The following is a 16580-nucleotide window of genomic DNA, read 5'->3' as shown; positions in this document are numbered from 1 at the left end:
CGCGCCATTCATATAGCAGATATTGAATGTTTTGGAGCGAGACATGCTGACAAAGACAAGCCCATCGCGCGGAAACGGATCTCCGGAAGTTACCGGATTTTACGACGAGGCGACGGGTAGTATCCAATATGTCGCCGCCGATCCCCAAAGCGACACGTGCGTCATCATCGATGCGGTTCTCGATTTCGAACCGGCCAATGCGCGGACATCGACGGAGTCAGTGGACGAGATCCTGTCTTTCGTCGAGAAGAAGGGATTGTCCGTTGCATGGATTCTGGATACTCATCCGCACGCCGATCACTTCATGGCGTCGTCTTATCTACGCGAGAAGCTGAATGCACCCGCGGCAATTGGGGAGAAGGCACGCGACATCGCCGATCTCTGGCGCGACCTCTATCACCAGCAAAATGCCTTCGATGTCGATAGCCATTTCGACCGGTTGGTCGCCGAGGGCGAAGAACTGGAATTCGGCACTCTTGGCATCAGGGTCATGCTGACGCCAGGCCATACGCTCGGCTCCGTGACCTACGTGATCGGCGATGCCGCCTTCGTCAACGACACGTTTATGCATGTCGACACAGGTACGGCGCGTTGCGACTTTCCGGGCGGCTCGGCACGCGAGCTTTATTCGTCCCTCCAGTCCCTGCTGGCGCTGCCCGACGAAACACGCCTTTTCGTCGGCCACGACTACGGCAACGACAATCGTGACGAGGCAGCTTGGGAAGCAACCGTTTCCGAACACCGGGACGGCAACGTTCATATTGGCGGCGGCGTCTCGGAGGCGGAGTTCGTGGCGTTGCGCGAAAAGCGCGACGCGACGCTCCCGCTGCCCGACCGCATGCTGCATGCACTGCAGGTCAACCTGCGGGGAGGCCGGCTGCCGGAGACCGAGGCTGACGGCCACAGCTATCTGCGCATTCCGCTCAACCGTTTGTGACCCGCTAAAAGGAAACCTGATGAACACTGAAGAAACCGAACACGGCGTACTCGACACCTGGACACCGCAGGAAGTCGCCGACGCCTACGCGAACGGCAAGATTGTCCTCGTCGACGTCCGCACGCCGGCGGAATTCATGTTCGAGCATGTCGAGGGTGCGATGCTGGCGCCCATGTCGTTTTTCAAGGCCGAGAACCTGCCGGAAAACGACGCGAAGCCGGTCGTTTTCTATTGCGGCTCTGGCGCGCGGTCCCGCAGGGTCGCGATGATGGCTCTCGAGAGCGGCTTCGATCGCATCGCCCAAATGGAGGGTGGGTTCGGCGGCTGGAAGTCTGCCGGGCTACCTCATGTCGCAACGAATATGGCAACCGGCGCGCCGCAGATCGTCACGCCGAAGGGAAGCTGATTGCGTACGGGATTTCGGCTGTGGCGGCCAACGATCAGATTCGGTCGTGGACGATGAAGCTCAGTCCGGCCGTTTCTTCATGCCCACCAGATATTGGTCGAAGATCGACTCCATCGAACGCTGGTATTGTTCCTGCGACTTGCGCCCGGCCTCCAGCATCTCACCGAACAATTCGCCATACGGATTGCCGCTCTTCTCGGGCGGCGATTCCGGTTCCGGCGTGGAGCGCGGCGGCTCCGCGCCGGGCTGCTGGACATGGCCGAACCCGCCCTTCAGCATGTCCTCGAAAATCTTGCCCAGCGGGTTGTCCGCACCCATAGGATTGAATCCGGCGCCAGGCTGACCCTCTTGCCTGCCGCCGTTTCCGAACATCTGCTCCATCATCTGTCCGAACGGATTGTCGAGGGGACTGGTGGTGCGCCGCTCCGGTTGCGGTTTCGATGCCGCCGTCATGGCGTTCTGCCAGGCGGTCATCTGCTCCATCAGCTGACCGAGCGGGTTGGTCATTCCCCCTGAAGGCGATGGCGCCCCGGCCATCTGGCCCGTCGACTGCTTGTAGAGACCGCCCATCATGGCCGCGGCAACGGCCGGAAGCATTTGTTTGAGAACCTCCTGGCCGATCCCTGTCATTTGCGCCGCCTGTGCCGCCACCGCGCGGCTGACGTCCTTCGACCCGAAAAGGTGGCCGAGGATGCCGTTGCCTTCCTCGATCCCCGCCGGCGAGAAGGCTCGGCCCATATCCTCGAAGTAGCGTGCATGGTGTCCGCCCGATAGAGCTTGCAGAAAACTGGCTAGCCCCGTTGGATCGGAAACATTGCGCTTGAGGCCGGCCGAGAATGCCGGCATCAGCGCGGCCAGTGCCTCCTCAGCCTGCTTCTGCGAAAGCGCGTATTGCTCCGCGACACGGCGGATCGCCTCTCCGTTCTGGGCGTTCGCCAGCATCTCGAACAACGGCAGCATGGCTTTCTCTCCCTATCGTGAGACCCGGACCATAACACGCGATCCGCTGGCGGCAATCGCCGCGCTCCCATAGCTGACCCTTTCGAGCCCGTGCCGGATCGATCGGGTATCGCGTGTTGATCCGTCGAGGAATCGGCCTACACCTGAAAGCGGAAACCCGGAGGAAGGGAGAAAGGCTATCAGGGGCGAGGCCAAGACGCGTAGTGCTCGCTATCCCGCCCCTGATGGGCGTTAGTACGACTTGCGGTAACCGGCCGCGATTGCGGTGATATCCTCCGCAACTGGATCGGCAGGCTGGCTCTCGCCACCTGTCAGGATCGTGATGGCGACGTCGCTGGTGGCAACCTTCGCAAGCGCTTGCTCACTGATGAGGTCACGCTGAGCCTTGATGGCCGCCTCTCGAAGGTTAGCTTCATCGGCCAACGTGCCGGGCTCCGAAGCAGGCTCGTTCAATTCAGGGGCAGACCTCGCGACGGCCGACCGTGGGGACTCGCTCGAGGTGGACGCGGACTGCCCAAAGCCGCTTTGGTCACCGGATTGCGAATCCGAATATCCGGACGTCTGGCCGGCGCCATATGGCGAACTGCCGGTGCTTGAAGTGGAGCCGCTCTGGCTTGATCCACCCTGCGTGCTCGTTCCGCTTGCGGCCGTACTTTCGCTCTGCGTCTCCTCTGCCGATGACGACGAACCACTGCTGCTACTGCTGCCTCCAAGGCCGATGCCGCTCGAAAGCGATGAAATCGTACTCATTTACAGACTCCTTCTTTGGGAGTGCGATAGCCTCCCAGCGCTGAAGGACTTGTCATTGTTTGGATGGCAATTTGACGAAAGTTGTAACGACGGAAGTGCGTGGCCGTGCGTCGATTGCACTCATGGAATGGAGACCGGAACGCTTCCCGAGCGCCGCGTCCAGTTGTTATGGTAGCGGTGTATGAAGCTTCACGCCGCCTGTAGATTGAGCACGCCGCCCGTGATCTCGTTACGCAGCTCGAACTTGTCGATGACCTTGTCGACGCCGGGAATTTCCCGGCCCGAGAGATACGGTTCATCGATATGGGCCGATATCACGTAGAGCTTGGCCGATCCGATTTCGCTCGTGATATGCGGCAGGGTCTCCCGGATATCACTAAACGGTTGTAGCCGGTTGTCCAGCAACACCGCATCCAGTGTCGTTTGCCGCATTACATGCAGGCCGGCCTCGAGCGTCTTTACTCCGACGATCTCGTAGTCGGTGCGGCCGCCCATCCGGCAATAGCACCGGAATATCTTGTGCATGTTCTCGTCGTCGTCGATCAACAGGATCGTGGGCATTCGGACCTCCCCCGCTACAAGCGGTTCCGTTTCGAAAACTCGAGAAAAAGCTTACGAGATTCGCGAAGGACTGAGCGACACGCCAGGACAGATCACGAAAGGCTACACTGCTACTGGTTCACCACCGATGTTGACTTATTCCGGAAATAATCTTTCCAGTTGGGATGGTTAATATTTAGTTAACAGGCAGAAGATCCTGGGCCGTGGATTGCGCCCTTTGCAGGGCATGGATGACTTCTGCAGCTTCCTGTCTAGCGTCGTCGACGGGGCCGTGGTCGACTGAAGTCTTTAGAGCCAGTTGCTGGCCAGTTTTTCGGCCAATTCCCGATATCCGCCAAGTGAATCGGGCTTCACCTCGTAGTCATTGGCCCCAAGATTACGCGATCTTTGAACATCATTCGCGCTGGTGGAACCCGACAGCATAATGACGCTGCAACCGTCATACTCGGGATTGGCTCGTATTTCGCTCAACACGTCGAAACCGTCGGGAGCGGGCATCCTGATATCCAGGACTGCGAGTTTCGGCTTCTTGTCCTGAAACACCTGTACCGCCTTGCCGCTGTCGGAGACTTCCACAATGTCGGCGTCAGGCAACACGCGCATCAGGTTCCTTACGATCAGCGACCGGTCGAATTGATCGTCGTCGACAACAAGAACCGTTGCCATTTCCGCTTTCCTCGCCTTCCAACCGACCCGCTAAAATACGAATCAGTAATGCTCCGTGTCCATTCTAACTGCAATAATGCAATTTTTGCGAGGTGCACAGCGGAGGGTGGTGGGTGATTCCACCCGCAATCATCTACCGTTGTTGGACCTTACGGCGGGATGGGGGAGAAATCTTTGCCCATTCGCGCCGCGCGATATCCTCGAGCGGTTCGGGTTGGTGCAGGAGAAATCCCTGGACGAAGCTTACATTGAGGTCGCCAAGAACCGGAAGGGCGGCCGGGTCTTCTATCTTCTCGGCGATGACGTCGAACCCCAAATCACGCGCGATGCAGCCGACCGAAGAAACGATCGCTCGATCGAACCTGTTGCGCGCGACATTGCGCACGAACGCTCCGTCGATCTTCACGCTGTCGACCGCGAAGCGGCGAAGATAGGCGAACGAACTTAGACCGGCGCCGAAGTCATCAAGCGCGACCCTGCAACCTGCCCTCCTGACAGTCCGAACGAAGCGCTCGGCAACGCGAAAATTCGTTACGGCGGCGGTTTCCGTAATCTCGAAAACGATGTTTTCGGCCCGCGCGCCGGTCTCCTCCATGGTCGTCTGTACGAACTTCCAGAGATCCGGTGCGCTCAATGTTTGCGCGGAAAGGTTGAAGCCGAGCATCATGCCCTGATCATCCCGAAGGTAATCTTCGAACTGCGTCAGAGCCTGCCTGAAGATCCAGCGATCCAGTGTCGCCGCCATGCCGAAGCGTTCGGCCGCCGGAATGAAATGGGCAGGTGACACCACGTTCCCACATTCGTCGACAAGGCGCGCGAGCACCTCGATGCGCCTTTGTGGGGTCCACGGGCTCTCGATAGAGCGAATTTGTTGGCCGAAGAGCTTGATCCGGTTCTCTTCCATCGCATCCGCGATATCCGACACCAGTCGCACCGCGGTCAGGTTGCGAATACGATCATCGATGTCCTGGGCAAGCGCGTATCCGTTGCGGCCGGCGGATTTGGCCGCATAGCAGGCGTCGTCCGCCTGTGCCAGAAGGTCGGTTGCGAGGACACCGGCGTCTTCCACGTAGCGAACGCCGATACTGGCGGCGAGCCCGTGCCTCCAATTGCTGCTTCCGGTCTCGCTCTCGCGCACCGCCTCCAGAAGCTCTGCGGCAATCCTCTCCGCCGCTTTTGTGCTTCTCACCTCTGCAACCGCTGCGAATTCATCGCCGCCAAGCCGACAGATTATCGCCGTTGGGGGGAGGGCGGCCTGCAAATTCCGGGTAACGGATTTCAGCGCCGCATCGCCGGCGGCATGACCTGCGAAGTCGTTGAGACCCTTGAAGTGGTCTAGATCGATGTAAAACAGCGCGAACGGAGTCTCGGCCGCCTTTGCGATGCGGGGCCCGATTTCCTCGTCGAAGGCCGCGCGGTTCAGAACCCCGGTCAATGGATCATGACGAGCGGCGTAGGCGAGGTCGCGCTGGCGCGCTTCCTCCTCGGTGACATCGCGGATCGCCCCGACCAGCCGACCGCCATCGCCAACAACGTACTGCGCCAGCGACTCGATGTGCCGGATAGTCCCGTCCGGGCGCACGATGCGATACCTCAGATGAAGGGTGCCCTCGACCCCGACCTGCATTTCGGTTCGGCGCTCGATCTCGGCGGCATCGTCCTGGTGCAGATGTTCCCGCCAAGTGGTGGGCGGGACTTCCTCGGGGCCAGGACCGAGTCCAAAGATTTCGCGCATTCTGGCATCCCAGAAGACTTTTCCGGATGCCACCTCGAAATGCCAGATTCCGATTCCGCTGATATCGAGCGCCAGTTGAAAGCGTTCGTTGAGGTTTCCGAGTTCCCGCTCCGCATTCTTGAGGTTGGTGATGTCGGTCTGGACGCCGATCATCCGCGTCGGCGTTCCAGCGGCGTCGCGTTCGATGATGCCCCCGCGGTCAATGATCCAGCGCCAGTCGCCGCTCTTGTGGCGAAGCCGGAATTCGGTGTCGATCGCGTCCGTCTCGCCCTTGATGTGGCGCTCGCCGCTTTCGACGGCATGGTCGCGGTCATCGGGATGGATTAGTGAAAGCCAAAGATCGGGATCATCCGGCAATTCCTCGGGCTCATATCCGAGCATTCGCTTCCATGAAGCCGAGTAGAAGCAGTCGCCGGCGACCAGATTCCAGTCCCACACGCCAAGGCGTGCCATGTCGAGCGCCGTTTCCCACCGGCGGTCCGCCACCGCTCTGGTCGCTCTGTCAGTGCTCATTTCATTTCATCCCGTCCTGTGCGGTTATAGCGCTGGAAAGGAAAATGTTCGGTTAAGGCAATGATTCCGGGCGGTTAATACGCATATTCCATGAAAATCGGCTCGATCGACTCCCCCCACACGGAGTGGAATTGTGTCACCATCTGCTCCGAGGCTGTGGTTCCGCGCGCCACAATCTCTTCCAGCGGTGCCAGAAAATGCGCTTCGTCGAAGCCCTCTGCGCTCAGCCGGGCGCGCGATTGGAGACCGGCCCTCGCGATAGCAAGCACCTCGTAAGCGATATCGCGGACAGTCTGGTTGTGGATTTTAGCGTGCAGGCCTTCGCGCGGGACGGCGTTGCGCAGCGCCACGACATCCTTGTAGCGCCAGCTCTTGGTCAATGTATGGGCGGCTTCAAGCGCTTCCTCGTCATAGAGCAGTCCTACCCAAAAGGCGGGTAGAGCGCAGATACGCCGCCAGGGCCCCCCGTCTGCGCCGCGCATCTCGAGAAACTTTTTCATCCGCACTTCCGGGAAGACGGTGGAGAGATGGTTGATCCAGTCTCCCATGTTCGGCCGGGCGTCGGGGATCTGGCCTTCCAGCGCGCCGCCCATGAACTGGCGGAAAGTCACATGGGTGCAATCGCGGTACCGGCCTTCGCGCAGGACGAAATACATAGGCACGTCGAGCGCCCATTCCACATAATCTATGAAGCCGAAATCGTCAGAGAATACGAACGGCAACACGCCGGCCCGGTCATTGTCGGTGTCGCGCCAGATATCGGCGCGCCAGGAGACCATTCCATTCGGCCGGCCCTCGGTGAAGGGTGAGTTGGCGAACAAGGCTGTCGCTATCGGTTGAAGCCGATACGAAGCCTGCATCTTCTTACGCATGTCGGCTTCGGACGAAAAGTCGAGATTGACCTGGATCGTAGATGTCCGGTGCATCATGTCGAGACCCTGGCTGCCAACCTTCGGCATGTAGGCGCGCATGATGTCGTAGCGCGATTTCGGCATGCGGGGTGTCTCGGCCAGCGTCCATTTGGGGCTCGCGCCGAGACCGAGGAACTTGATTCCGAGAGGATCGGCGATCGTGCGCAGTTGCGACAGGTGGGCGTTCGATTCGCGGCAGGTCTGGTGGATCGTCTCGAGCGGGGCTCCGGAGAGCTCGAACTGGCCGCCCGGCTCGAGCGAGATGGCGCCCATTCCCGTCGGCTCGTAAAGGCCGATTATGCGCCCGTCATCCATGATGGGGCTCCAGCCGAGCTTTTCCCGCATGCCCTCCAGAAGCGCACGGATCGAACGCTCGCCGTCATAGGGGACGGGGCTGTTGTCCTCGATGAAGAACGGAAACTTCTCGTGTTCGGTCCCGATGCGCCACTGCTCTCGTGGCTTGCATCCCGACGCCAGATATCCGGCCAGGTCGTCGACCGAGTTTATCGGGGTTTCGTCAGTGGTATCGCGCGCCATGAGGCAGTTCCCGGTGCAATTCGGTGCGTGTGATGGACGAGCGGCGCACGCAGGGCAAGCGCAAAGTTCTTCAGGGTGTTTCAAGGAAAATTGAATCAGTTCCAGTCGCCAACGGTCATCTGGATCACCGCCATGGCGGCGACGGATGCAGTATCGGCGCGCAGGATCCGGGGTCCGAGCGGGATCGCGGTAACGAAGGGCAGGGCCCGCAGCCGCTCGCGCTCGGCGTCCGAAAATCCGCCTTCCGGCCCAATCAGAACGCCGATCGGTCCGCGTTCAAGCCTCTGTAAAACAACCAGCGGACTGTTGGTGCGGGCATCCTCGTCGCAAAAGATCAGTCGCCGTTCCGGGTCCCAAGCGCCAAGCAGCCTGTCGAACTTTACCGGCTCGCGGCATTCGGGAATTGCCAGGATGCCGCATTGTTCCGCTGCCTCTACGGCGTTCGCCGCCATGCGCTCGACATTGATCTTCGAAACCTGGGTGTGATGCGTCATCACCGGCTGAAGCACGCCCGCACCCATCTCCACCGCCTTCTGCACCATGTAGTCGAGCCGGCCGGATTTCAGCGGCGCGAAACAGTAGACGAGGCCGGACGGCACGGGCTGCGGACGGACCTGTTCTACGGATTCGAGCTCGGCCTGTTTCTTGGACGTCTGCCGTACCACCGCCCGCCACTCGCCATGACGTCCGTTGAAGAGGAGAAGTTCGCTGCCCTCCGCCATGCGCAGGACATTGAGGAGGTAGTTCGACTGCGCCTTGTCGAGATCAACGAGCGAACCGGCCGCAAGGGGCCGGTCGATGAAAAGGCGATGCATGCGATAGTTGGCGCGCATGGGAAAACGGATGGACCGGGGCGCGGCAAAGGTCAATTCCCGGCTGCCGGCGGATAGTGCAGCGCCGAGGAATGGATCACCGGCGAGTAACCGGCACGCAGGGCCCGCACGGTCGAGGGCGGCGTCAGCAGCACGAGATCGGCGGGAGGAAGCCGTGGCGAGGAATAGCCCGAGAACGACCAATGCCACGCGCGCCCGTTGCGGATGAGCAGGGGGGTTCGGCCACCGGCCACCACCGTCCCGTCGGGCAGGTCTATCGCTGGGCATGGCAGCGGATGCAGGCGCTTGTTGCGGTTGTCGAGCCGCTCGGCGTGAAGGATCGCGTCGATTTCCCTAGCCTTTGGCAGGCCGCCGCCGTTTCCCGCCGCCCATGCAGCCTGAAACCGCTTCGCATCTTCGCGCCGGCAAGAGAAACAGGGCCGGTGGCCGGCTGCGAGCGCGGTCGCCTCGTCGAGGAAGAAGAGTTCGGTCCAGCCCGCCCGGCCCTTCCTCCCGTTGAACCCCATCACGTCGCGCCGCCGGCCGCGCCAGTTGCATACGCAGCATATCCACGCCTTGCTCGTCCAGCGCTTACGTGGATCGAGCGTGCGCGTCGCCGCATCGTGAAGGATGCCGCGATTGCCGGTAAACAGGCCGCGCGCCGGATCAGCGACGATTTCTCCGGACGGTGTAACGCGGTTCTCCAGTGGCATTATTGCAACCATCGAGGAACTTGTCGGGAACCGAACCTATAGCACTGGCGTTGTTGGCATGAAGGGGCTACAGCGCGCTCCGCACATCAACGCAATGTGACTCCCATCACGCTGGAATCACGCTCGATGTGCTTGGATGGCGGTGTACCGCGAAGAAAAACTGCCAAGGTTGGAAAATGTCTATTCGCACTGTCTTCTTGTCCGCCGCCACGCTTTTCGGCATCTCGTTCTGGGGTCTCGCTGTATATACGGATGGCGCTATGGCCGGAAAGGTTCCGACTGACGGCTATGGCATTTCGGCCGTGGTCTCCCCGGTTTCAGCCAGCCGCTGACTTCGAGCGACGGCCTCACGCCGTCCCACCGGGTTATTCCAAGGTCTGGTATGCGGCATCTTTCCCTTGTTTCGGCTTGACGGTATGACCATCGGATAATTCATCCGGGGGCGCTTCCGTCAATGCTCGACAAAGTTACCGACATCAACGACCTGCAAAAGCGCGCAAGGCGCCGTGTGCCGCGCATGTTTTACGACTATGCGGATTCGGGCTCGTGGAGTGAGGGCACCTATCGCGACAACACCGATGCATTCTCAAGAATCAAGCTGAGGCAGCGGGTCGCGGTCGATATCGATAACCGGTCGGTTAGAACGCAGATGATCGGGCAGGACGTGTCGATGCCTGTTGCGCTCGCTCCGGTCGGAATGACCGGCATGCAGCACCCCGACGGCGAGATTGCCGCCGCTCGCGCCGCCGAGAAATTCGGCGTCCCCTTTACGCTTTCGACCATGAGCGTGTGCTCGATCGAGACCGTCGCGCAAGCCACGACGAAACCGTTCTGGTTTCAGCTCTACGTCATGCGCGACCGGGAGTTCGCCGAGGCGTTGATCAATCGCGCGAAGGCCGCGAAATGTTCGGCGCTGGTGCTGACGCTCGATCTGCAGATTCTCGCCCAACGCCACAAGGACATCAAGAACGGCCTCAGCGCTCCGCCGAAGCCGACGCTCGCCAACATTTTAAATCTCGCCTTCAAGCCGCAATGGTGCTTCGGCATGCTCGGCACGACAAACCGTTCGTTCGGAAACGTCGTCGGCCACGCCAAGGGCGTGAGCGACATGTCCTCGCTTTCGGAGTGGACCCACGAGCAATTCGATCCCACGCTCAACTGGGAGTCGATCGCATGGATCAAGAAGCGCTGGGACGGGCCGCTGATCCTGAAGGGAATAAACGACGTCGAGGACGCGCGCATCGCCGCGGACATCGGCGCTGATGCAATCATTGTATCCAATCACGGCGGCCGACAACTCGACGGGGCGGCGGCTTCGATCGACATGCTGGCGCCGATCGTCGACGCGGTTGGCGACCGGATCGAGGTGCATTTCGATTCGGGAATCCGGTCCGGCCAGGACATCTTCAAGGCCATCGCGCTTGGTGCGAAATCCACTTATATCGGCCGCGCATTCATCTATGGGCTCGGGGCCGCCGGAGAGGCCGGCGTCACCAAGGCGCTGGATATCCTGCACAAGGAACTGGATCTGACCATGGCGCTTTGCGGTGAGACCGACATCGCGAACGTCGGCCACCACAATTTGCTGAACCCGCCTTCGACCGCGCGCAAGACGCTGCAGGCGAAATCTGCGACAAAGCGGAAGACCCCGGCCAAGCCGAAGGCCACGGCCGCGCGGCCGACGTCGCGGAAACAGACGTCCGCCAAATCACGAGCGTCGTGACAGCTAGGGTGTTCGCGGACTCATTTCGGCCGACTCAAGAGGTATGCCGAGGACTACCTTAACTTAACCTCCAGACAGCGGCGCGGCCTTGCCCGAACGAAACTGTCTAGCCGGCGGCTTCGTCCGGCTGATCGAGCCGCTGCGCATGGCGCATGCGCGCCACCGCCTCCCAGGATTTGGCCCGTTCGGCCTCGCGGCTGAACCGCTCGACGAATTCCATGTGCGCTTCGGCGGCGCGCCGCGCGGCCGGCGCATCGCTCGCCATGATCGCCTCGTAGACGGCCTTGTGCTGTTTCAGAAGTTTTTCCCGAGCGCCGGGATGGCCATAGACCAGGGAGCGGCTGAAGAAGACCCCGTTTGCCAGAAGCCGGTAGCACGAACGCAGCGTGTGCATGAGAATGACGTTGTGGGCGCACTCACAGACCGCATGATGAAACTCGATATCGATCGATGCCTCCTCCTGGAAACTGTCCTTGGCGTGCGCCGCTTCCATGCGCTCGATCACATCGGTGAGAAGTTTCCTGTCGTGTTCCGTGGCCCGTTCGGCGGCATAGGCCGCGGCAATTCCCTCCACATCGCGCCGGTATTCCAGGTAATCGCGCGTTGCCTTCGGATGCTTGGCGATCAGTTCAAGCATGGTCTCGGAAAATACGTCGCCAATGACGTCAGCCACGAATGTCCCGCCGCCATGGCGGGTCACGATGAGACCGCGCCGCTCGAGTTCCTTGATGGCGTCCCTGAGAACCGGACGAGATACGTCAAACTGGCGGGCGAGTTCGCGCTCGCCCGGAAGCTTGTCGCCGACGCGCAGAACACCCTCCAGCACCAGCGTCTCCACTTGCGCGCAGACCTCGTCGGCTGTGCGGATGTGATCGATCGGCCTGAAATAGTTTGCTGGCATCGGTTGCTCCACTGGCATCGCGGAAAGCGTAGCGGCTATCCGGACAATTGGTCAATTTTGTTGTCCACTTTACCACTCGCGTTGTCCCCTGTGCATGGCGAAACAATTTTGCGGCGCACAAAGTGTCAAATAGAGAATTTCGGATATATTTGCGGCCTACGGTCACAGGGACGGGACGCATGAACGAAGTGGTTAGGACATCGACCGGGATTTCGGACACCGAGGCGGCCGCGGAAGCTTCGGCGCGCCGTGGCGCCTTTGGCTTTCCGCTTCATGCCCACCGGGCGGCTGCATTGGGGGAAATCCACTCCCGGCCAGCCCCTTCGATCACCGCCCCCCGGGTCCTGGTCAAGCTCTGTTTCATGACCGAGGGGGGGGCCACCGTCGATCATGCCGTGCTTTCCGAATTGTCGCGCCGCCACGGCGCTTCGCCGCCAGAGCGCAACGCCCGTCACCACACGATCGTCACCGGCAAGGGCAGCCTGCGATGGGAACGCCACACGGAGGCTTCGACATATCTCTGGGAAGGGCCGTTGCCGCGTCGCTTTGGCGATCCGCTCACCGGGCATCCCTTCGGCGAGGAGTTTCCCGCGCCCGGAACGCTGATCGCGGGGGTTCGCATGGAGGTGCGCAAACATTCGGCCGCTGCGATGAAATTGATCGATGATTTCGATCCGGCAACGCTTTGCTGTTCATGGGTCGAAGGCGGATCGGCGGTTATCGCGACTGATTTCAGGCAGGATTCCTCGGGCCTGACCAGGATACTTGTCCTCGACAAGGGGATGTCGGCTCAGCGCACCGGGATGCTCGCGCAGCGTCTCTTCGACATCGAGATTTACCGCACGCTCGCCATGCTCGGCCTTCCCCTGGCACAACGCCTGTCCCCACGGATGCGCAAGGCCGAGGATCAACTGGCCACACTTACCAACCGCATGCGCTCGGTGGAAGCTGACGAAACCGAGCAACTGCTGGACGACATCACCTCGCTTGCGGCGGAACTGGAGGCCGACGCCGCGGCGAGCCTCTACCGGTTCGGCGCCAGCCGCGCCTATCACGAGATTGTCGATGACAGGCTGGACGCCTTGGGCGAAGAACCTGTCGCCGGTTATGACACGTGGCGATCATTCCTGGAGCGACGTATGGCGCCTGCCATGCGCACCTGCCGTTCGATGGAGGAGCGCCAGGCGAATTTGTCACGCAAGCTTGCGCGCGCCGCGACACTGCTCCGCACCAAGGTGGACGTCGCCGTCGAGAAGCAGAATCGGAATCTGCTCGCTTCGATGAATACCCGCGCCAAGCTGCAGTTGCGCTTGCAGCAGACCGTCGAGGGTCTCTCCGTTGCCGCGGTGTCGTATTACGTGGTCGGGCTGATCGGATATGTCGCCAAGGGAATGGACAATGAGCGGTTCGGTATCTCCGACACGCTGATAACGGCCGCAGCCGTTCCGATCGTCGTGCTCGGGATTTGGGCGTTCGTCCGCGGCATCCGCAAACGCCATGCGGAACCCGGCAACTGATCGAGGCCGTCGGCGGGGTGTCGGGATGTCACCCGGGCCAGGCGAACATCTGTGCGGCCCGTATGATCGCGGCGGCCCCGGGATTATGAGGCCGTCCGGGCAGGCTTGCCAGTGCGACGGTGCGCGAAACTGCGGGTTCCGTCAACGGCCTTTGAGTGAGTTCCGGTAGCGTGATCGAATATTCCGGCATGAACGCGAACCCGATATGCGCCATCACCATTGCCTGGATCCAGTCCTCACGCTCGGACCGGAAGCGGGCATACAGTTCGACGCCCTTCGACTCGCACGCCGCCATCACCAATTCGCGCATCTCGCAGGATAGCCTGTCCACATAGGCTTCTCCGGACAGATCGGAGAGCTTGATCGCGTCGAACTGCGCCAGCCGGTGATCGGGCGGCATGATCACGACATACCGCTCCTGGTACAACTCGATGGTCCTGAGTTCGTCTCTGGGCCAATCCAGCGGATTGACCACTGCAAGATCGAGATCGTCGTTTTCAAGTTTGTTTCGCAAATGCTCAAGACTGCCCTCGCTCACCGCGATCTCCACACCCGGAAAGTCTTTCTGCAGGCGGGCGAAGAAGCGTGCGAGGCGGACATGCCCTATGGTGGATAACACGCCGATCCGCACCGGCACCTTGTTGAGCAGCCGGAAATTTTCGGCGATCGCGCGCGCCGCGTCGGCCTCCTGCAAAATCTGTTGCATGTTGGGCAACACCGATCGCCCGAAATCGCTCAGCATTACCCGTCGCCCATCCCGATGGAACAGGGGCGTTGACAGTTCTCCTTCTAGCGCTTTTATCGCCCGGGTCAGCGCGGGCTGCGATACGTTGCATTCCTCCGCGGCGCGCGTGAAATTCAATGTACGCGCTGCCGCCAGCATGTAGCGGATCTGGTGCATTTCCATCTGCCGCGCCTCCCTGCCTGCCCCCGGGGTACAGCATACCCTGTTTCACCATAACCTGAAGGCATCGATCGATAGTTATTCGGCAGTGTTCAAACGCGCCCAAACAGGTCTCAATGCCATAATCCGGCACACGAGAAAGGGAGGTTGGCATGAACGTCTATATGGTCGAGAGATCCCTGAAGGGGATCGGATTGAATGAACTCGCGGGAGCGCAGCGCGCGGCGATCGACAAGGCGGCAGAGATGACGTCGCAGGGAACGACAATCGGCTATATCCGCTCGACATTCGCGCCCGAAGACGGGCGATGCATGTGCTTGTTCGAGGCCGAGAAGCCAGGCGACGTCGAGAAGTTGAACGATGACGCGGGCATCCCCTACGACCGGGTCGTGCCGGCGCTGGATCTGACGCCCGCAGCATAAGCCGCATCGCCCTTCCGGTCATCATGAAGCGGGCCTTGGACCTTTTCAACGGGAGCGCTGAAGAAGCCATGACCAAAATGCTGGTTCACGTGCACACCGGTCCGCAGGACCCGACTAAAGCGACGCTCGCTTTTCTTGTCGCGGCAACGGCAGCGGAGGAAGAAGACGTCAGTGTCTTTCTCGCAGGCGATGCGGTTCATCTCTTCGCGCCCGAGACCATCGCCTCGCTCGAGGGACAGGGTACGGGCCGGCTGAGGGATCACCTGCAGCGGATCGAGAAGGCGGGTGGCACCTATTATCTCTCAGGAAAGTCGGCCGCCGCGAGGGGATACGACGATTCCATCCTGGCGGAGCGGCCAGCCAGTTTCGCGATGCCCGATGTGCTGGTGCGCTTGGCCAGGGAAGCTGACTGCGTTCTCTGCTACTAGACGAACCCGTCTATCCGTCAACGCGATCCGGCTCTGTTGCCCCGACAGCCGGGTCACCGTCCCGCGAGGCGCCGTCCTCGCGGGCTCTTGTTGCGAATGGCCCTTCATCGTGTGGCTCTCCCGGAGAGCCCTTCTCCCAGTACGGAAGGGTGCCGTAGATATCGGCGAGAAAATCGATGAAGAGCCGCACCTTCACGGGCAGAAACTGACGTGACGGATAGATCGCGTGAACAGCGATGTCGCGCGATCCCTCGTACTCGGGAAGCACCTGAACGAGTTTTCCGGACGCGATCTCGGGCCCAATATCCCAAGTGGACCGCAAGCCGATGCCGATGCCCGCCAGCACCGCTTCCCGGACCACTTCCGAGGAATTCGTTGTCAGTGAGCCGCCGGGCCGTAACGAAACGGGGCCCTTCGGTCCGACGAGACGCCACGTTTCGCCTGCGACGTGGCTCAGGCAGTTGTGCGCGCTCAAGTGATCGAACGACGCAGGATATCCCTGCCTGTTTAGGTAGTCGGGGGCGGCGCACAATATGCGTCGCACCGGAGCGAGCTTGCGCGCCACCATGCTCGAATCTGCGAGTTCGGCTATGCGTATAGCGACGTCGTAGCTTTCGGCGACGATGTCCACGAGATCATCGGACAGCGTGAGATTAATGGCGAGGTCCGGATTCTCTGCCATGAATCGGGCGAGATGGGGCGCGATATGCATTCGTCCGAAAGACGTCGGAGCAGTGATTTTCAACGTGCCTTGCGCCTTGGTCGATCGGCGCGAGACAAACGCCTCGGCTTCTTCAACGCCAGCGAGAATTGCGACGACGCGTTCGAAAAAGCCCTGACCGGCCTCTGTCAACGAGATCTGACGGGTGGTGCGCTGGAGCAGGCGTGAACCGAGGCGGGTCTCGAGCCGGCGCAGCCGTTTGGAGATCACTGCGGGCGAGAGGCCAAGTTCGCGTCCCGGCCGCGGACATGCTGCCCGCCGATACGACACGGGCGAAGATTTCCAGATCTCCAAAATTACTCATGAGGCTCCAGTTCTCTGTTTCTCTTCCATCGACCGGGTGACGCGGGAGGCGCTCCTCCATGGCCTCGCAGCCTGGAGCCCGCATTTTCCGGACGCCTCCTTCACTACGACGAAGGTGCGGGGACGGATCACATTCCCCGCCGGGTGCAGCTTTTCCGCG

At 61.0% G+C, this 16580-nt stretch carries 17 protein-coding genes and 1 pseudogene; 7 read left to right on the top strand and 11 right to left on the bottom strand.

Going from position 1 to position 16580, the window contains the following annotated elements; all coding sequences use genetic code 11:
• Positions 1 to 43: 43 nt before the first annotated feature.
• Both LC298_RS00570 and LC298_RS00565 read left to right on the top strand, forming a co-directional pair.
• The gene (locus LC298_RS00570; protein ID WP_131565607.1) at positions 44 to 937 is read left to right on the top strand and encodes an MBL fold metallo-hydrolase; all 894 of its coding nucleotides are present in this window, start codon (positions 44 to 46) and stop codon (positions 935 to 937) included.
• A 19-nt stretch (positions 938 to 956) separates the two neighbouring features.
• Positions 957 to 1343, top strand: a complete 387-nt coding sequence (locus LC298_RS00565) for a rhodanese-like domain-containing protein (protein ID WP_131565609.1) — start codon at positions 957 to 959, stop codon at positions 1341 to 1343.
• A gap of 60 nt (positions 1344 to 1403) precedes the next feature.
• Here LC298_RS00565 and LC298_RS00560 read toward each other — a convergent pair whose 3' ends face one another.
• From LC298_RS00560 to LC298_RS00525, 8 genes are all read right to left on the bottom strand, one after another.
• Positions 1404 to 2303 carry a DUF937 domain-containing protein gene (locus tag LC298_RS00560; RefSeq protein WP_131565611.1) on the bottom strand — a complete coding sequence of 300 codons (900 nt, stop codon included), beginning with the start codon at positions 2301 to 2303 and terminating at the stop codon, positions 1404 to 1406.
• A 231-nt stretch (positions 2304 to 2534) separates the two neighbouring features.
• Positions 2535 to 2726 (bottom strand): hypothetical protein, encoded by a 192-nt coding sequence (locus LC298_RS00555; RefSeq protein WP_131565613.1) that lies wholly within the window; start codon positions 2724 to 2726, stop codon positions 2535 to 2537.
• A 516-nt stretch (positions 2727 to 3242) separates the two neighbouring features.
• Complete coding sequence (locus LC298_RS00550) at positions 3243 to 3614, bottom strand: DNA-binding transcriptional response regulator (protein WP_131565615.1); 372 nt, start codon at positions 3612 to 3614, stop codon at positions 3243 to 3245.
• Positions 3615 to 3902: 288 nt separating this feature from the next.
• Positions 3903 to 4280, bottom strand: coding sequence for a response regulator (locus LC298_RS00545; RefSeq protein WP_131565616.1), 378 nt, complete (start codon positions 4278 to 4280; stop codon positions 3903 to 3905).
• 133 nt (positions 4281 to 4413) lie between these two features.
• Positions 4414 to 6528: an EAL domain-containing protein gene (locus tag LC298_RS00540; RefSeq protein WP_131565618.1), complete on the bottom strand. Its 2115-nt coding sequence runs from the start codon at positions 6526 to 6528 to the stop codon at positions 4414 to 4416.
• A gap of 74 nt (positions 6529 to 6602) precedes the next feature.
• On the bottom strand, positions 6603 to 7976 hold the full coding sequence (locus tag LC298_RS00535; RefSeq protein ID WP_131565620.1) for a glutamate--cysteine ligase: 1374 nt from the start codon (positions 7974 to 7976) through the stop codon (positions 6603 to 6605).
• A 95-nt stretch (positions 7977 to 8071) separates the two neighbouring features.
• A complete protein-coding gene (locus tag LC298_RS00530; protein WP_131565921.1) occupies positions 8072 to 8809 on the bottom strand; it encodes a 16S rRNA (uracil(1498)-N(3))-methyltransferase in 738 nt (245 codons plus the stop codon).
• A 32-nt stretch (positions 8810 to 8841) separates the two neighbouring features.
• Positions 8842 to 9501 (bottom strand): hypothetical protein, encoded by a 660-nt coding sequence (locus LC298_RS00525; RefSeq protein WP_131565622.1) that lies wholly within the window; start codon positions 9499 to 9501, stop codon positions 8842 to 8844.
• A gap of 176 nt (positions 9502 to 9677) precedes the next feature.
• Between LC298_RS00525 and LC298_RS00520 the strand changes: the two genes are divergently transcribed.
• A complete protein-coding gene (locus tag LC298_RS00520; RefSeq protein ID WP_158284688.1) occupies positions 9678 to 9833 on the top strand; it encodes a hypothetical protein in 156 nt (51 codons plus the stop codon).
• Between the two features lie 122 nt (positions 9834 to 9955).
• Positions 9956 to 11224 (top strand): alpha-hydroxy acid oxidase, encoded by a 1269-nt coding sequence (locus LC298_RS00515; protein WP_131565623.1) that lies wholly within the window; start codon positions 9956 to 9958, stop codon positions 11222 to 11224.
• A 106-nt stretch (positions 11225 to 11330) separates the two neighbouring features.
• On the opposite strand, the gene LC298_RS00510 is transcribed toward LC298_RS00515, so the two are convergent.
• Complete coding sequence (locus tag LC298_RS00510; protein WP_131565625.1) at positions 11331 to 12125, bottom strand: FCD domain-containing protein; 795 nt, start codon at positions 12123 to 12125, stop codon at positions 11331 to 11333.
• A gap of 209 nt (positions 12126 to 12334) precedes the next feature.
• On the opposite strand from LC298_RS00510, the gene LC298_RS00505 reads away from it, so the two are divergent.
• Positions 12335 to 13642: a DUF3422 family protein gene (locus LC298_RS00505; RefSeq protein WP_428977529.1), complete on the top strand. Its 1308-nt coding sequence runs from the start codon at positions 12335 to 12337 to the stop codon at positions 13640 to 13642.
• Positions 13643 to 13670: 28 nt separating this feature from the next.
• Here LC298_RS00505 and LC298_RS00500 read toward each other — a convergent pair whose 3' ends face one another.
• The gene (locus LC298_RS00500; RefSeq protein ID WP_131565629.1) at positions 13671 to 14549 is read right to left on the bottom strand and encodes a LysR family transcriptional regulator; all 879 of its coding nucleotides are present in this window, start codon (positions 14547 to 14549) and stop codon (positions 13671 to 13673) included.
• Positions 14550 to 14698: 149 nt separating this feature from the next.
• Between LC298_RS00500 and LC298_RS00495 the strand changes: the two genes are divergently transcribed.
• Both LC298_RS00495 and LC298_RS00490 read left to right on the top strand, forming a co-directional pair.
• Positions 14699 to 14968 (top strand): nickel-binding protein, encoded by a 270-nt coding sequence (locus LC298_RS00495; RefSeq protein ID WP_131565631.1) that lies wholly within the window; start codon positions 14699 to 14701, stop codon positions 14966 to 14968.
• A 68-nt stretch (positions 14969 to 15036) separates the two neighbouring features.
• Positions 15037 to 15396: a DsrE family protein gene (locus LC298_RS00490; RefSeq protein ID WP_131565633.1), complete on the top strand. Its 360-nt coding sequence runs from the start codon at positions 15037 to 15039 to the stop codon at positions 15394 to 15396.
• 10 nt (positions 15397 to 15406) lie between these two features.
• On the opposite strand, the pseudogene LC298_RS00485 reads toward LC298_RS00490, so the two are convergent.
• Positions 15407 to 16421, bottom strand: a pseudogene (locus tag LC298_RS00485) (LysR family transcriptional regulator).
• Positions 16422 to 16580 lie beyond the last annotated feature (159 nt).

Source organism: Oricola cellulosilytica (assembly GCF_019966575.1).
GTDB classification, from domain to species: Bacteria; Pseudomonadota; Alphaproteobacteria; order Rhizobiales; family Rhizobiaceae; genus Oricola; species Oricola cellulosilytica.
The sequence above is the reverse complement of the archived record's forward strand: the minus strand, read 5'-3'. Positions and strand labels throughout refer to the sequence as shown.

Coding starts and splice junctions, on each gene's coding strand:
- LC298_RS00570 (WP_131565607.1), top strand. CDS start 44: ATGCTGACAAAGACAAGCCCATCGCGCGGAAACGGATCTCCGGAAGTT.
- LC298_RS00565 (WP_131565609.1), top strand. CDS start 957: ATGAACACTGAAGAAACCGAACACGGCGTACTCGACACCTGGACACCG.
- LC298_RS00560 (WP_131565611.1), bottom strand. CDS start 2,303: ATGCTGCCGTTGTTCGAGATGCTGGCGAACGCCCAGAACGGAGAGGCG.
- LC298_RS00550 (WP_131565615.1), bottom strand. CDS start 3,614: ATGCCCACGATCCTGTTGATCGACGACGACGAGAACATGCACAAGATA.
- LC298_RS00545 (WP_131565616.1), bottom strand. CDS start 4,280: ATGGCAACGGTTCTTGTTGTCGACGACGATCAATTCGACCGGTCGCTG.
- LC298_RS00540 (WP_131565618.1), bottom strand. CDS start 6,528: ATGAGCACTGACAGAGCGACCAGAGCGGTGGCGGACCGCCGGTGGGAA.
- LC298_RS00535 (WP_131565620.1), bottom strand. CDS start 7,976: ATGGCGCGCGATACCACTGACGAAACCCCGATAAACTCGGTCGACGAC.
- LC298_RS00530 (WP_131565921.1), bottom strand. CDS start 8,809: ATGCGCGCCAACTATCGCATGCATCGCCTTTTCATCGACCGGCCCCTT.
- LC298_RS00525 (WP_131565622.1), bottom strand. CDS start 9,501: ATGCCACTGGAGAACCGCGTTACACCGTCCGGAGAAATCGTCGCTGAT.
- LC298_RS00520 (WP_158284688.1), top strand. CDS start 9,678: ATGTCTATTCGCACTGTCTTCTTGTCCGCCGCCACGCTTTTCGGCATC.
- LC298_RS00515 (WP_131565623.1), top strand. CDS start 9,956: ATGCTCGACAAAGTTACCGACATCAACGACCTGCAAAAGCGCGCAAGG.
- LC298_RS00510 (WP_131565625.1), bottom strand. CDS start 12,125: ATGCCAGCAAACTATTTCAGGCCGATCGATCACATCCGCACAGCCGAC.
- LC298_RS00500 (WP_131565629.1), bottom strand. CDS start 14,549: ATGGAAATGCACCAGATCCGCTACATGCTGGCGGCAGCGCGTACATTG.
- LC298_RS00495 (WP_131565631.1), top strand. CDS start 14,699: ATGAACGTCTATATGGTCGAGAGATCCCTGAAGGGGATCGGATTGAAT.
- LC298_RS00490 (WP_131565633.1), top strand. CDS start 15,037: ATGACCAAAATGCTGGTTCACGTGCACACCGGTCCGCAGGACCCGACT.